Consider the following 14,089-nt stretch of genomic DNA (forward strand, 5'->3'; position numbering starts at 1 on the left):
CCGGGGGTGGTAGGAGTGTCTGAGTTCAGCATCATTCACGACGTCACACTCCAATTGCGCCGTGAGATCTTTCAGGCCCTGAATTCCACCGCGGACACCGATTTCGGTTTGGATGGGCAGCTGGAGCGGATCACCTTGGATTCCCCCGCCGCCGAGTCGGATGATGCGACGGTGGCGAGCATGTACCTCTACCGTTTTGGGATCAATCCCGCGTTACGTAACCAGGCGGCGTTGCCGAACCGCAGCGACCCTTCGCTGCTGCATCATCCCCCGCTGCCGGTGCAATTGCATTACCTTTTCACCCCGCTCCTGACCGAGGAATCGGTAAATTTGCTGGTCCTCGGCCGGGTTTAGTGGGCAGGTCGGGGTGAGCCTCGGTCCGGCCGGGGGTGGCCAACTGCGGGCCTCCTATGAGCAGGGACAGCTGAGCATGGGTGCGCAGGTGCAGCTGACTGTGCCCGGGATGGAATCGGTGGATGTGAACGTGAACTATGCCCACGGCGTGTTGCAGGGCTCGGTCGATGCGGGGATCGATCCGGATTTGATCCCCGGACTGTCCGGGACCGTGCATATTGAGTACGCCCAAGACATGTGGAGTGGGTCGACCACGCTGAATTATTCGGCCGATGACGGCAAGCTTTCGGGCACCATTACGGTCAGCGTGACGCAGACCGAAGCTGGCACCTTGGAATTGGGTGGTAGCGGTCAGCTCACCGCCCAGCTGCTGCCCAACGTGGCCGGAACACTGACCGCCACCATCCTGCCCGAGGGTGGGGTGGATGTGTCGGGCACCATCGAGGTCACCGAGCCGGTGCAGTTGTTCGATGAAAAACGCACTGAGAAAGAATTGTTTTCGCATTCGCAGAACATCCCGTTGTGGGCCATCTTGGTGGCAGTGATCCGGATTCGGGCCGGGGGTCTTCCGCAATATCACGGTCACCGGATCCTACACGCTGGGGGCCGAAGAGGCTGATCCGAGCTTTACGGTGACCGGTGAGCTATTCATTCCGGCTTTTGTCGAAGGGTATGTGGCCTTCGGTGCGGGTTTGGGGCTGGATGTGGTGCTCGGATCGTTGACCGGTGGTATTGAAGCCATGGGTACCGCCGGGTTGTACGGGGCGCTTAGCGTGATCCCGGAATTGGCCTACCAGGACGGGCAGTGGTCGATTTCCGGGGTGGCCACCCTCGCGGCAGGTGCGCGGCTGAAACTGAGCTTGAATGCGTGGGCAGAGATTGAGGCGCTGTGGGTCACGGTGTGGGACAACACCTGGGAGTTAGCTTCGGTCACCATGCCGATCGGCCCCGATCTGGCATTGCAGGCACGGATGAACTACGGCTTCGGGCGTCCCGACCCCCCAGAGTTGGAGTTCTCCGCTACTGATATCGACTCCGAATCGCTGATCCAGTCGGCCATGCCCGAAGATGGGCCGCCGCCTTCCGGAGCCCGGGAGGCGTTACAGAATCGGGCCGAATGGCAGGGTGCGCTGCGTGAGCAACGCGCCGCCGCGGTCCCTGCGGACTTGGCGTCACAAGCCCAGCAGAGCCAACCGGCTCCTGCTCTACCACCGCGTCCTGCCACCACGGCCGGGCCACCGGCGGGTGCCGGGACTCCCAACGGCGCCGCTAGCACCGCATCCCCGCCCACTGCGAGCGCACCGGGTGGTGCCGACCGTTCACCTGGCCCGGCAACTGCCTCACCACATAGTCCCGAAGCTCAAGCAGCGGCCACCGATGATTCGCTTCCGGCCGCGGTTCCCGAAGCCCAGTCGCCCAATTCCGATCAGCCACGCTTTAGCGGACCCATCACGCTGGCAACTCTGGATGAGCTACCGGTTCCGGCCGAACGGAGCCAGCAACAGATGTGCGAGGATCTGGAGGCGGCTGGCAAGGTGTTGGATCTGGCCATGGCTGCCAGTAACGCCAGCGACGAGTTGGCGGCCTACTTTCCGCGTATCAAGCAGCGTTTCCGGCTGGCGAGTTTGGGGTACGAGGGGGATCTTGATTCCGGGTTCGATATTGTGGCCCGGATCAACCCGGAATTGCGTCGCACCCGGTTGACGGAGCCACTGCGCGGCACCGGGTTACTGGATACCGGGGCGGGAACGCATGTCACCAAGGTGGATTTCTACACTTCCAACCTTGGTGGCGGCATCGTGGGAACCAGAATGGTCGCCAGCCCTCTAGGCCCGGATCATGTTCTGGGATCCGCGCCGCGCGGAGCGCAACCAATCATGGATCAGCTGGGAAACCAGTACAACCGCGGCCATCTGCTCAATGAAAATCTGGGTGGCCCGGGTCAGAACCACAACCTGTTTCCGATCACGCGTAGCGCCAACGCGGTTCACCATACCGGGATCGAAGACACGGTCAAACAGTGGGTCAATTCCCAGCGTTATTGGGTGCGCTATGAGGTGGCTATCGACAATATTAGTGGGCTGAAGACTGCTGCGGACGGGCTGAGCAAGTACGTCAATGCCGACATTAAGGCCAAGGCCCAGATCTTGAACTTGGAGATGGAGCCATGGCGTACCGTGCAGGTCAGTATTCCCTCGCTCTTTGATCTGCGCTCGGTGATCAACGTGGAAGACGATTCCAGCATTTCGCCGCGAACCCCCGAGGAAGCGGACCTGCGTGAAGTGCGGCAAGTGGACCGGGACGCCACCGTGCAGGTTAAACCCTCGCACGGAACGAACTTCCCGGCGGCGATGCGCGCGGATCTGGCCGATATGCTCGCCGCAAACGGGGACTGGAATGGCGTACGCGCGTTGCTGATGCGCGCCGACGGTGTGGGTCCCGCCACGGTCACCGCCTTGCAACACGCTTTTAACGCCACGGCGCAGAACTATAACGGCAGCACCGTAGAACTCGCCGCGCCACTGGACAAGCGTCTGGTGACTCTGGCAGCCGGACATTGGATGCACATCATGGCCGATCTAGCGAAGCTGACCGGCGAAGCATAGCCGGTCAACTGGTCGGTGCGATACGTCAGCCGCACCCAATCCACGGCTGTCGCCAGCTGATCTAGCTCAGCGCCGCGTCGCGCGGGACTGCTGAATCGCCACTCGTTTCGCGGTATTCGCGATCAGACCTCCAAAGAACGCCATGCTCAGCACGGTCGCGGACGCCAGCCCGAGCAAAGCAAGCCAGCCACTGACGTAGACCACCGCCGAGTAGGGGCCGTCGGAGGCCACGAACTCGGCTCGCCCACCAAATCCCAACCAGAGCACCAACGTTACTGCGAAACTGAGCAGCATCACCCATTTACTGATTCGTAGGGTACGTTTCATGGGACCAGTTGAGTTGCATAAATTTCGCTGACTTTGGTGTTCAAATCCGCGATGGTTCCATCGTTGTGGATCAGAATGTCGGCCACCGCAGCACGCTGATCGTCGGTAGCCTGCGCGGCCATCCGCGCCACCGCGTCCGCCCGATCCCAGCCACGGTCCTCAATCATGCGCCGGATCCGCTCATCATGCGGAGCCTGGACCACAATGACGGTATCGAAGCGCTCGATCTGGTCACTTTCCACCAATAACGGAATGTCTTCGACCACCACTTCGACACCGGAGGCCACTGCTTGCTCACGTTGCCGGTTCGCTTCGGCACGGACCAACGGATGGACAATCGCGTTCAGCTTTTGACGTTCGGCCTGATCGGCGAACACCCGGGCGCCCAGAGCAGCCCGATCCAAGGCCCCCTCCGCCGTGAACACCGAGGCCCCGAAGGTTTCACGGATCTTCTCCAGCCCCTCGGTTCCCGGCTCCACCACCTGACGGGCGATAACATCCGCATCGATCACTACGGCCCCGAGTTTGCTTAATTGCGCGGCCACCGCCGATTTGCCCGAGGCGATGCCACCGGTAAGTCCAACATGCTTCATAAGACCCACCCTATAAACTATGTCTAATGAACAGCAATGTTTCCGTGGCGAGTCGGTACACCACTCTGGCCGAAGATTTGGCGCATGAGGTGGAGATCAAGCGTTCGCGTTTCATCACTTACCTCTATCGGGTCGACTCCGAATCAGCGGCCCGAGAGAAAATCGCAGCCCTGCGCAAAACCCATTTCGATGCCCGGCACCACTGTAGCGCCTTCGTCTTAGGTGCCGACCGAATGGTCCAACGCTCCTCAGATGACGGAGAACCCTCCGGAACCGCCGGGATCCCGATGCTAGAAGCACTGACCAAACGCGCCACCGGGCACGGCACCGACCTCAGCGACATCGTGGCGGTATGTGTGCGCTATTTCGGGGGGATCAAACTCGGCGCTGGCGGGCTGGTGCGCGCCTATTCGGATTCGGTCTCTCAGGCGTTGGATGCCGCCACCCTGCTCACCCGGCAACGTATGCTGCTGTTGCAAGTCGTTGCCTCACATACTGAGGCTCCGCGTTATGAGAACGAGCTACGCGCCAGCGGCTACCATGTCGGGGCCACCGAATGGCTGGCCGAACATGCGGTGCTTGAAGTAGCCGTGGACGATGTACCCGGCGCCGAAGCCGACTTCGCGCAATATCTGGCCACCCTAAGTTCCGGCACGGCGCAGGCCACGAAGTCCGGCCACGAGTGGGTGGATCTGCGATGAGTGAACTACTGGAGCAACTTCGCCGTTACCCCGATGTCGAAGCGGAGAACCTCCATGCCGTGGATGCGGCGGACCGACTGATTTTGGACACCGTGCAGCACTGGCCGGCAGAGGTGAGCGTCTGGGGTGATCATTATGGGGCACTGACCCTCGGAGCCTTGGAACGCGGGGCGCAGACGGTGCGGGTGCACACCGATTCACTCACCGCGCAACGGGCACTGCGAGCCAACCTTGAACGTTTAGCCCCGCAGTGGGAAACCCGGATCAAGATTTTGCCCGCCGCCGAAGCATTGCACAATGCGAGTCTGGTGTTGCTGGCCTTACCGCGTGGCCTGGATGTTTTAGATGAGGCCGCGGCGCTCATCGCCAACCACGCCGACCCGCAGGTGATCGTGCATGCCGGAGGCCGGATCAAGCACATGAACCTGAGCATGAATCAGGTCTTCAGCCAACGCTTTGCGCACCTCGACGTGTCCTTAGCCCGGCAGAAGGCGCGAGTGCTCACCGCGCGGGCGCCTTTGACCCAACAACCAGCGGCGGATTTCCCGGTACGTTCGCGCCACCGGGTAAACGCACAGGGTTTCGAGCTTGTGGCCGGGGCAGCGACCTTTGGTCAAGCCCGGCTCGATCCGGGCACCCGGCTATTGCTCGAAAATCTGCCGGATCTCTCCGACTATGACACGCTGGTGGATTTGGCTTGCGGCAATGGCAGCATCGGGATCTATGCGGCGCTGTCCTACCCAGGCTTACGGGTGTTAGCTTCAGATCACTCGGCCTCCGCGGTGTACTCCACACGCAGTGCGGCGCACGCGAACGGGCTCGCCGAGCGCATCGAAGCGGTCCAAGATGACGGGCTGAGTCGACTAGCGGATTCAAGTCAGCCGCTAGTGGCTCTCAATCCTCCGTTTCATATGGGCAACACGGTGCATGCCGGGATCGCGCTGAAACTCATCGCTGAGGCAGCCCGGGTGTTAACACCCGGTGGCCAGTTCCTTTGCGTGTTTAATTCGCACTTGCGCTATCAGCCGGAGATCAGCCGGCTGGTCGGACCGGTCACTCAGTTGGCCCGCGACCCCAAATTCACCGTGGTTTCAGCCTCCCGCCGAGATTAGAACTCGCCCGCGGGCTGGTCTGCTCTAGGATCCACGCGCCAGGGGTGGGCTCTATCAACCGGGAGGTAGCGCAGCCCACCGCGCGCCGATGAGCTGAACCTCGGCCCGTAAGTCAGTGCGGATCTAACGCCAGATAGGGGCGTTGACCGTGCACGCGCACTAAGGATCCAGCAATCCCCTGCAGGTGTAGCGGGATCCGGTCGATCACTTCCCCTGCCGGATCCGCAGGGTCCCATACCTTGGTGTCCAGGGCTTCATTGCTCACACCTCGGAAGCGGATGCTGCGTGCGCTCCGCTGGAACACCTCGTTGACCTTATAGGGGTAGATTTGGCGCATTGGGGCCGCATGGATGGCAGTGCCGTGGGCACCTTCTTGCTCGAGGAGCCGAACCGGGCGAGAACCCCAACCGCTGAGGCCTATGAGTGGGATGGTGGTATTGGATGGGATCATCGCTTCATGCACATGATCCCCGAATACCCAAGGCTGCGTGGCCAGACGCACCACGGTGTCCGGGGTCATGGCGTTGACCGCGTCGATGCCGTGCTTCGGGCAACGGTCGTTGACCTTCACAAAAGAGTTGAAGTATTGATCTTCCTCAACGGAGCTTTGCTCGGAGTCCAGTTCACAGGCGCAGTCTTCACTTTGCGCCTCCTCGCGCAGGATCACCCCGCTTAGCGCACCGAAGCGGATTGCCGAGCCGTCCGCACAGAACACCGGGACGCGCAACACCATGTGGCCCACGAAGCGGCGCACCAGCACCCGGAAGAGCACCAAGAGTGCCCACAGCGCTAGGCCCACACAGCTGAAGATGACCGTTTCCAGCGGTTCCCGGTCAATGCGATCCCATTGTCGTTCGGCCGGGCCAAAGAAGTTAATACCTACTTTGAATAACCCCAAGGTGAGACCGGCGCCCACCAGTTTGGGTAGGAAGGAAGCCACTTCGCTGCGTGCGCTGGTTCGTTCAAGTTCGGTTTTGGGGATCTGTAGCTGCCCGGTGGCGTTGCGCCGCCAGCGCCGTAATAGCACACAGAATCGGGCACCGCTCAGATTGCCGATGCAGCCCAGCAGCAGGAAGTATCCTAACGCCCCGGCCAACACCGGGAAACTCTGCGTGGCGATGCCACCGGTGGCATAGATCAGCGCTCCGCTGATCAGCACGCCACACCACGGGGCCAACCGGCCCGCGGCGAGCCCGGCGATGGTCAGGGTTACTGTTCCGACAATCAGTGACCACACGCCGGTGTTCTCATAGAGCGGTTCAACATCGCGGATGACGAAGATATAGCACAGCAGTCCCGCCAGTGGCAGCCAGCTGCCCAGCATCAGCAACCACCCGGGCAGGGTGCGAGGTACCTGCTGCCATTGCTCGGCGCTCAACTCCACATACGGCACGCTTACCTTTTCGGCGTCCGTGCCTCGGGTCATCGGTTGGACTTGGGTCATCTCCCGTTCCTTCTTTCACCCTGTGCCTCGTGGTTTTCGCCGAGACTTGTACTAACTTGAGCATAGTTGTCGAGGCTTTCTCTAAGGATCATCATTCAGGGGGATTTTGTACCGGTGCCGTGCGTGAAAGATACTGCGTGCGGTGGATACCCTGGTTAAATGTCAACGGCGGGTCCACCCCACAGGGGTGGACCCGCCGTCACTTAGCTCTTGCTAAGACAAGCGAGGCAATTAGTTGCCGGTCAGCTTCTCACGCAGTGCAGCCAGTGCTTCATCCGAAGCCAGGGTGCCGGAGTCGCTAGCAACAACTGGCTCAGAGGAGTACGAAGCTGGAGCTGGTTCGGCCGGAGCAGCTTCTGCCGATGCATCGGCGGTCAGTGCCTCGGTAACCTGCTTCTTGTGTGCTTCCCAACGCTCCTGAGCGGCAGCGTACTGTGCCTCCCAAGCCGCGCGCTGGGTCTCGAAGCCCTCGAGCCACTCGTTGGACTCTGGGTCGAAGCCCTCTGGGTACTTGTAGTTACCCTCTTCGTCGTACTCTGCGGCCATGCCGTACAGTGCTGGGTCGAACTCGGTGCCCTCTGGGTCAACACCTTCGTTAGCCTGCTTGAGCGACAGCGAGATGCGGCGGCGCTCCAGGTCGATGTCGATGACCTTGACGAACAGTTCGTCGCCCACGGAGACAACCTGCTCAGCCAGTTCAACGTGGCGAACTGCCAGCTCGGAGATGTGGACTAGGCCTTCGATGCCGTCTTCGACGCGAACGAACGCACCGAATGGAACCAGCTTGGTAACCTTGCCCGGTACAACCTGACCCAGTGCGTGGGTGCGGGCGAAGGTCTGCCAAGGATCTTCCTGGGTAGCCTTCAGCGACAGGGAGACACGCTCGCGGTCCAGATCGACTTCCAGAACCTCGACGGTAACTTCCTGGCCAACCTCGACAACCTCGGATGGGTGGTCGATGTGCTTCCAGGACAGCTCGGAAACGTGTACCAAGCCGTCTACGCCGCCCAAGTCCACGAAGGCACCGAAGTTGACGATGGAGGAAACAACGCCCGGACGAACCTGGCCCTTTTCCAGCTTGTTGAGGAAGGTCGAGCGAACCTCGGACTGGGTCTGCTCAAGCCAGGCACGGCGGGACAGCACAACGTTGTTGCGGTTCTTGTCCAGCTCGATGATCTTGGCTTCGATTTCCTGGCCAATGTATGGTGCCAGGTCGCGCACACGGCGCATCTCGACCAGCGATGCAGGCAGGAAGCCACGCAGGCCGATGTCCAGGATGAGGCCACCCTTGACAACCTCGATGACGGTACCGGTAACGACGCCGTCCTCTTCCTTGATCTTTTCGATGTCGCCCCAGGCGCGCTCGTACTGTGCGCGCTTCTTGGACAGGATCAGGCGGCCTTCTTTGTCTTCCTTGGTCAGAACCAAGGCTTCGACGTTGTCACCAACGGCGACAACGTCACCTGGGTCAACATCATGCTTGATGGAAAGCTCGCGGGAAGGGATGACACCTTCGGTCTTGTAACCGATGTCGAGCAGAACTTCGTCGTGGTCAACCTTGACAACGGTGCCTTCGACGAGGTCACCATCGTTGAAGTACTTGATGGTGGCATCGACGGCGGCGAGGAAGTCCTCAGCAGTTCCAATGTCATTGATGGCAACGACTGGGGCGCTGTGCTTCTCGTTCGAGGTGATGGTCATGTAGTAGGGACTCCGATGTGGATAGATTATGGTCAGTCGAAACCCCGGAAGTCCCAGAGTTTCGAACGGGTATTACTTAACAGTGGACATGGCAAAGCCATGGCACGCTCATCAAGTCTACGCGTCTAGCCAACACCGGGTCAAAGCGAATCCCACAAACTTTGCCCCAAGGGTCTTGTGGGGTTAACCACATTTTGCTCGGGGTATCCGACATGCCCGCTAAATCGTAAGCACATCACCAAGCCGCAGCAACTGAACTCCCTGGGCGTCCAGTCGGTCGCGTAACCCGGGTAGCCCGGCGGTGATCCCGGCGGCGGTCGCGCCGCCGGGCTGATTGAAGTGTCCGATCCCCACATCGCCGCGACCAACGTTGCCCAGCGCTGTGGTGACCTGTGCCGCGCTGAGGGTGGCCCCGGCATCCAGATTTACCGTGAAATTCATCGGGATGATCTCCAGTTCACGCACCAGCGCGGCAGATAGTTCATCCATATGCGCTGTTCCAGAGCGAAAGAATCGGCACTGCACACCAAATTCCTCGAAGAGGTACCGCTGGTTGTCCATAATTTCGGCGTAGGCTTCGGCAATGGAGCCGGTGCCTTGGATGCCGTAGGCGGACTGTCCGGAGCTGGCCAGCGGCGCATGCGTGGTGCCGTGGTTGGCGATCTCAAATAATGGGTCGGCGGCCAGTTCAGCTAATGTCGACCGGTTCTGCTCAGCCCATCGCTGATTGACAAAGAGCGTAGCCGGCACCCGGTGTGTGCGTAAGGCTTGGATCAGCGCTGCGTCATAGCCGCTACCGTTCGCTCCCCCGCAGGCGTCGAAGGTGAGTGTGGCCGCCCGGCTACCGGCGGGCAGGCTCAGTTGAATTCCAGGCACTTCCAGTCCGAATTCCCCGGCCGGTTTTCCGGTGTAGCGTTCCACGGCTTGAGCAGAGCTCAGTGCGGCTTCCGGGAAAACCGGTTGCGAGCTTTGTGGCGCCGAGGCCGTGGGCAGCTCCGGGCGGGGCGTTGGTGCGGTGCTGCGTTGATTACCGTCCTGCGGGGCGCAACCCAGCAAGGAGAGGATCGCCACGGCGGCGCCGGAGTTCAGCACGGTGCGGCGCCTCACCCGGGAATTGAGCTGTTTGTCCGCGGTCATCGCTTCTAGAAGTCCGTATAACAGTAAGGAGCCTGGCTCACGTTGAAGAGCCGATCCAGCTTCCGGATGGCCTCCTGCGTGGTCTGCTCCAAGACTCCGGCACCAGCCAAATGGCTGGCGTTGCGTGTGCCTAGGTACAAGGTGGCCAGATCCCGCACATCCATGAGGGTGTCATAGTCGGCGGTACTCTCCAGCAAGTGCGCGCTGCCTATTCCCTCACGCACCTGAATCTGCCAGGTTCCCGCGGCAAAGCCGAGCGAGTCCACGACCTTCACCCGGATGTCACCATCTTGCTGGTAACCGCGGGCCGCGATGGCTGCCGGCAAGTCCAGAATGCGGAGCCACAAGTGATCCCCGGCCGCCTTAATCTTGTAGCTGCGCGGATCAATCAGTGCGCTGCGCAGCACATCATCCAGCGGGCCGCGGCCGGAGAGCTTTTTAATCAGGTCATGGGAGCCGAGGAATTCGATCAACTCCCAGCGGGCCTGCGGCGTGTGCGCGCAAAGCATCGCAATATTCAGTTGCGCCGGATCATGCTCCCAGCCAGCGAAACTATAAGTCACGAACCCATCGACAGTGCCCTGCGCATCCACATGGAGCGCGGCGCGCAGTTCCTTATGCGGTGTCAGTTTTTGATAAGACTGCCAACGACCGGTGGCGAAACCATAGTCCATGCTCGTGTTGCTCACCGAACCATAGGTGGCTAGATGTTGCTGCTGCAGAAGGTCGCGCACCTGCGCTTCAAGCTGTGCTGGAGCCAGAGAAATAATCTGTCCGGTACGCTGGCCACGCATGGTGGCACCGTTAGACACGTCGAGTTCAAAACGTGCCCGCTCGGCGGCCAAGCCGAAACCGAAACGGCCGTAGATGGTGGCTTCGGAGGCGGTGAGAACCGCCAACGGCATGCCGGCCTCACGGGCCCGCTGTAAATCCGCGGTGATCATGCTACGCAGGATTCCGCGACGTCGGTGGGTTGGAGCCACCGTCACCCCACTGATTTGGTCAACCGGAACCAAGGATTGGCCACCCACATTCATGGTTCCCGGGAATGACAGGTAGGTGCCGACCGGGGCTTGGTCGTGGATGCTGGGCAGTGCTTGGCCGTCGTCATACATCGCATAGAACACCGCCAAATCGGCAATATCCAGCTCGGTGAGGGTTTGCTGGTCTTCATCGCTGGCTTCGGGTTCGTAAAAACCACGGGAGACCGCCCGGGAGAAGGCCGCGGATTTGTCGCTGGGTTTGCCAGCTACCAGCTCGGGTGTAAAAACTTCGAGTCGGAGCTCGTCGTGGGTAACACTCATCTCTTCGGTCTCCTGTGGGATTAACGGGGTGAGCTGGCCACGCCTGGATTCTCGGCGCGGCCAGCTGAGGGTGTGTTTAGTGTCCGGCTTCGTGCCAGGACTTGCCGGTGCCCGGTTGCACATCCAATGGCACCTTGAGCTCGGCGGCCTGACCCATCTCCCGGGTCACCAACGCCTGCACGGCGTCTAATTCACCTGCGGCGATTTCTAGCACGAGTTCGTCATGGACCTGCAAGAGCATCCGTGACTGAAAGCCGCCGGCGCGCAGTTCCTCATCGATCCGCAACATCGCGACCTTGATCAGGTCCGCGGCCGACCCCTGAATGGGTGCGTTCAGGGCGGCACGTTCTGCGATTTCACGCAGCCGGCGGTCGGAACTGTTCAGCTCGGGTAGGTACCGGCGACGTCCGAAAATGGTTTCGGTGTACCCGTCCTTACGCGCCTGATCCACCACCGAACGCAGGTAGGTGCGCACCGCACCGAAGCGATCGAAGTAGTCCTTCATCAGCGTGCGGGCTTCGTCCACCGAGATCTTCAGCTGTTTGGACAGCCCGAAGGAACTCAACCCATACGCCAGACCGTAGCTCATCGCTTTGACCTTGGAACGCATTTCCGGGGTGACTTCCGGTGGGGTCACGTTGAATACGCGCGAGCCGACGAAACGGTGCAGGTCTTCGCCCTGCTGGTAGGCCTCGATCAGCCCCTCATCCTCGGATAGGTGCGCCATGATCCGCATTTCGATCTGTGAGTAGTCCACGGTCAGCAGCTGCTCGTAATTGTTGCCCACCACGAAGACATCGCGGATCCGTCGGCCTTCTTCGGAACGGATCGGAATGTTCTGCAGGTTCGGGTTCAGGCTGGACAGGCGTCCGGTTGCGGCCACGGTCTGCGCGTAGGTGGTGTGGATCCGTCCGTCATCGGCGATGGCTTTGCGTAGCCCTTCCACGGTTTGCCGTAGCTTGATCGCATCACGGTAAGCCATCAATGCCACCAGAAACGGGTGTCCGGTCTTCACCAGCAGGTCGGCGAGGGATTCGGCATCCGTGGTGTATCCGGTTTTAATCTTCTTGGTCTTGGGTAGTTCCAGTTCCTCAAAGAGTACGACCTGCAGCTGCTTCGGGCTGGAGAGGTTCACCTCATGTCCGATGGCCGCGTAGGCTTCTTCGGTGGCCTGTTCCACCTGCGTGGTGAAGTGGTCGTAGAGTTCATCTAGTTTGGCCCGATCCACCGCGATACCGGCCTGCTCCATCTCAAAGAGCACCTTCACCAGCGGCAGTTCCATATCCCGCAGGAGTTCGGCAGCGTGCTTTTCGTCCAGCCGCGCGGCGAGGAATCCGGAGAGCTCGTTGATCGCCTGGGACTGGGCCAAAGTGGCCTGCTTCAATTCCGCATCGACCCCTAGCCCCAAGTCCAGCTGACCCTTCTTATCCGGCTTCACTACCGGCACGGTTAGCTTCAGATGGTACTGGGCAATATCTGCTAGATCGTGGCTGCGCCGATCGGGTTGGATCAGGTAGGCGCCAATCAGCGTGTCATCCACCACCCCGTCCAGGCGCAGACCGCGCTCGGAGAGTAGATGCATGGTGGCTTTGGCATCGTGCAGAACCTTCGGTGCTTGCGCATCAGCCAAGTAGGCACCCAGCGCCTGATCGGTGGCCGCATCTAACTCACCGAGAGCCGCCCAGGCCGAATCGGTGCCGTGAGTGAACGCCAGGGCTGCGATCTCTCCGCCGGAGACCGCCGGGTGAATTGCAATCTTCTGCCCGTCGGCGGCCTGCAGGAACTCGGTTAGCGCCTCGGGGGTGGAAAGCTCGGTGAGGGTGAACTCAACAATCTCCCGCTCATCTTCTTCCTCCTCGGCAGCAAAGAGGTCAAACATGCGTTTGCGCAGGGTGTTGAATTCCAACGCGTCGAAGAGGTTCTCGATCGCTTCACGGTTCGGGGTTTGTAGCACCGACTCTTCGAGCGTCACCGGCAATTCCAAATCGGTGCGTAGCGCGTTCAGTCGACGATTACGCTTCACGTCTTCCACGTGTTCGCGCAGCTTTTCACCCACCTTGCCCTTGATGGAATCGATGTTCTCCAAGATGCCGTCGAGGTTTCCGTAGAGCCCCAACCATTTCGCGGCTGTTTTCGGGCCCACGCCGGGGACACCGGGCAGGTTATCGGCTGTTTCACCGACCAGTGCGGCCAGATCGGAATAGCGTTCGGGGCGCACGAAGTATTTGGCTTCGACCGCGTCGGCGTCCATCGGCGGGATGTCGCTAATCCCCTTCTTCGGGTAGAGCACCAGCGTCTTATCGTTGATCAGCTGGAAGGCATCCCGGTCACCGGAAACCACCAATACGCTAAAGCCAGCTTCTTCACCCTGGTGAGCCAACGTGGCCAGAATGTCATCGGCTTCGAATCCGTCCAGGGTTATCGACGGAATGTTCATCGCCTTCATGACCTCTTGGATCAAGTCGATTTGTCCGTAGAACTCTTCCGGAGTCTTATTACGTCCGCCCTTGTATTCGCCGTACTCCAGCGATCGGAAGGTCGGGGTGTCCAGATCGAATGCGACTGCCACGTGAGTGGGCTTTTGTTGCCGGATCATGGTCAGTAGCATCGACACGAATCCGTGGACAGCATTGGTATGTTGCCCGGTGCTGGTAGCAAAGTTTTCCGCGGGCAGCGCATAGAAGGCGCGGAAAGCCATCGAATGCCCGTCGATAATCAGTAGTCGGCGGTCCGTCTCGGACGTCAAATTGGTTGTTTCACTCACCCTGCCAGCCTAGTGGCCACGGGCAACAATTTCACTTCTCACACTG

General features: G+C 60.6%; 12 protein-coding genes. 5 read left to right on the plus strand and 7 right to left on the minus strand.

Features of this window, described 5'->3' with window-relative positions:
• Positions 1–15: 15 nt before the first annotated feature.
• From ACQQZ8_RS09155 to ACQQZ8_RS09165, 3 genes are read left to right on the plus strand one after another with little or no spacing between them, the layout of a single operon-like run.
• Positions 16–354 (plus strand): Pvc16 family protein, encoded by a 339-nt coding sequence (locus ACQQZ8_RS09155; protein ID WP_431709530.1) that lies wholly within the window; start codon positions 16–18, stop codon positions 352–354.
• Between the two features lie 13 nt (positions 355–367).
• On the plus strand, positions 368–973 hold the full coding sequence (locus ACQQZ8_RS09160) for a hypothetical protein (RefSeq protein WP_431709531.1): 606 nt from the start codon (positions 368–370) through the stop codon (positions 971–973).
• Positions 974–986: 13 nt separating this feature from the next.
• Positions 987–2,960, plus strand: a complete 1,974-nt coding sequence (locus tag ACQQZ8_RS09165) for a DNA/RNA non-specific endonuclease (protein WP_431709532.1) — start codon at positions 987–989, stop codon at positions 2,958–2,960.
• A 66-nt stretch (positions 2,961–3,026) separates the two neighbouring features.
• Here the strand turns inward: ACQQZ8_RS09165 and ACQQZ8_RS09170 are convergent, their stop codons facing one another.
• Positions 3,027–3,287: a hypothetical protein gene (locus ACQQZ8_RS09170; protein ID WP_431709533.1), complete on the minus strand. Its 261-nt coding sequence runs from the start codon at positions 3,285–3,287 to the stop codon at positions 3,027–3,029.
• A complete protein-coding gene (gene coaE, locus ACQQZ8_RS09175) occupies positions 3,284–3,880 on the minus strand; it encodes a dephospho-CoA kinase (protein WP_431709534.1) in 597 nt (198 codons plus the stop codon). Before coaE ends, ACQQZ8_RS09170 begins: the two co-directional genes overlap by 4 nt.
• A 26-nt stretch (positions 3,881–3,906) precedes the next feature.
• Between coaE and ACQQZ8_RS09180 the strand changes: the two genes are divergently transcribed.
• Both ACQQZ8_RS09180 and ACQQZ8_RS09185 read left to right on the plus strand, forming a co-directional pair.
• Positions 3,907–4,581 carry a YigZ family protein gene (locus ACQQZ8_RS09180; RefSeq protein WP_431709535.1) on the plus strand — a complete coding sequence of 225 codons (675 nt, stop codon included), beginning with the start codon at positions 3,907–3,909 and terminating at the stop codon, positions 4,579–4,581.
• Positions 4,578–5,693, plus strand: a complete 1,116-nt coding sequence (locus ACQQZ8_RS09185) for a class I SAM-dependent methyltransferase (RefSeq protein ID WP_431709536.1) — start codon at positions 4,578–4,580, stop codon at positions 5,691–5,693. The genes ACQQZ8_RS09180 and ACQQZ8_RS09185 overlap by 4 nt, the downstream gene beginning before the upstream one ends.
• A 112-nt stretch (positions 5,694–5,805) precedes the next feature.
• Here ACQQZ8_RS09185 and ACQQZ8_RS09190 read toward each other — a convergent pair whose 3' ends face one another.
• The 5 genes from ACQQZ8_RS09190 to polA all read right to left on the minus strand — a co-directional run bounded on the left by ACQQZ8_RS09190 (position 5,806) and on the right by polA (position 13,977).
• Positions 5,806–7,137 carry a hypothetical protein gene (locus ACQQZ8_RS09190; protein ID WP_431709537.1) on the minus strand — a complete coding sequence of 444 codons (1,332 nt, stop codon included), beginning with the start codon at positions 7,135–7,137 and terminating at the stop codon, positions 5,806–5,808.
• Between the two features lie 231 nt (positions 7,138–7,368).
• Positions 7,369–8,838, minus strand: coding sequence for a 30S ribosomal protein S1 (rpsA, locus tag ACQQZ8_RS09195; protein ID WP_431709538.1), 1,470 nt, complete (start codon positions 8,836–8,838; stop codon positions 7,369–7,371).
• A gap of 219 nt (positions 8,839–9,057) precedes the next feature.
• A complete protein-coding gene (locus tag ACQQZ8_RS09200; RefSeq protein WP_431709539.1) occupies positions 9,058–9,975 on the minus strand; it encodes a polysaccharide deacetylase family protein in 918 nt (305 codons plus the stop codon).
• 5 nt (positions 9,976–9,980) lie between these two features.
• On the minus strand, positions 9,981–11,279 hold the full coding sequence (locus ACQQZ8_RS09205; protein WP_431709540.1) for a GNAT family N-acetyltransferase: 1,299 nt from the start codon (positions 11,277–11,279) through the stop codon (positions 9,981–9,983).
• Between the two features lie 76 nt (positions 11,280–11,355).
• Positions 11,356–13,977, minus strand: a complete 2,622-nt coding sequence (gene polA, locus ACQQZ8_RS09210) for a DNA polymerase I (protein WP_431712169.1) — start codon at positions 13,975–13,977, stop codon at positions 11,356–11,358.
• Between the last annotated feature and the right edge of the window lie 112 nt (positions 13,978–14,089).

Source organism: Glutamicibacter uratoxydans (genome assembly GCF_050753455.1).
GTDB classification, from domain to species: Bacteria; Actinomycetota; Actinomycetes; order Actinomycetales; family Micrococcaceae; genus Glutamicibacter; species Glutamicibacter uratoxydans_A.

What these genes read in the sequence shown, in the direction of transcription:
- ACQQZ8_RS09170 (WP_431709533.1), bottom strand. Translation starts at nt 3,287, where the DNA reads ATGAAACGTACCCTACGAATCAGTAAATGGGTGATGCTGCTCAGTTTC.
- coaE (WP_431709534.1), bottom strand. Translation starts at nt 3,880, where the DNA reads ATGAAGCATGTTGGACTTACCGGTGGCATCGCCTCGGGCAAATCGGCG.
- ACQQZ8_RS09180 (WP_431709535.1), top strand. Translation starts at nt 3,907, where the DNA reads ATGAACAGCAATGTTTCCGTGGCGAGTCGGTACACCACTCTGGCCGAA.
- ACQQZ8_RS09185 (WP_431709536.1), top strand. Translation starts at nt 4,578, where the DNA reads ATGAGTGAACTACTGGAGCAACTTCGCCGTTACCCCGATGTCGAAGCG.
- ACQQZ8_RS09190 (WP_431709537.1), bottom strand. Translation starts at nt 7,137, where the DNA reads ATGACCCAAGTCCAACCGATGACCCGAGGCACGGACGCCGAAAAGGTA.
- rpsA (WP_431709538.1), bottom strand. Translation starts at nt 8,838, where the DNA reads ATGACCATCACCTCGAACGAGAAGCACAGCGCCCCAGTCGTTGCCATC.
- ACQQZ8_RS09200 (WP_431709539.1), bottom strand. Translation starts at nt 9,975, where the DNA reads ATGACCGCGGACAAACAGCTCAATTCCCGGGTGAGGCGCCGCACCGTG.
- ACQQZ8_RS09205 (WP_431709540.1), bottom strand. Translation starts at nt 11,279, where the DNA reads ATGAGTGTTACCCACGACGAGCTCCGACTCGAAGTTTTTACACCCGAG.
- polA (WP_431712169.1), bottom strand. Translation starts at nt 13,977, where the DNA reads ATGGCTTTCCGCGCCTTCTATGCGCTGCCCGCGGAAAACTTTGCTACC.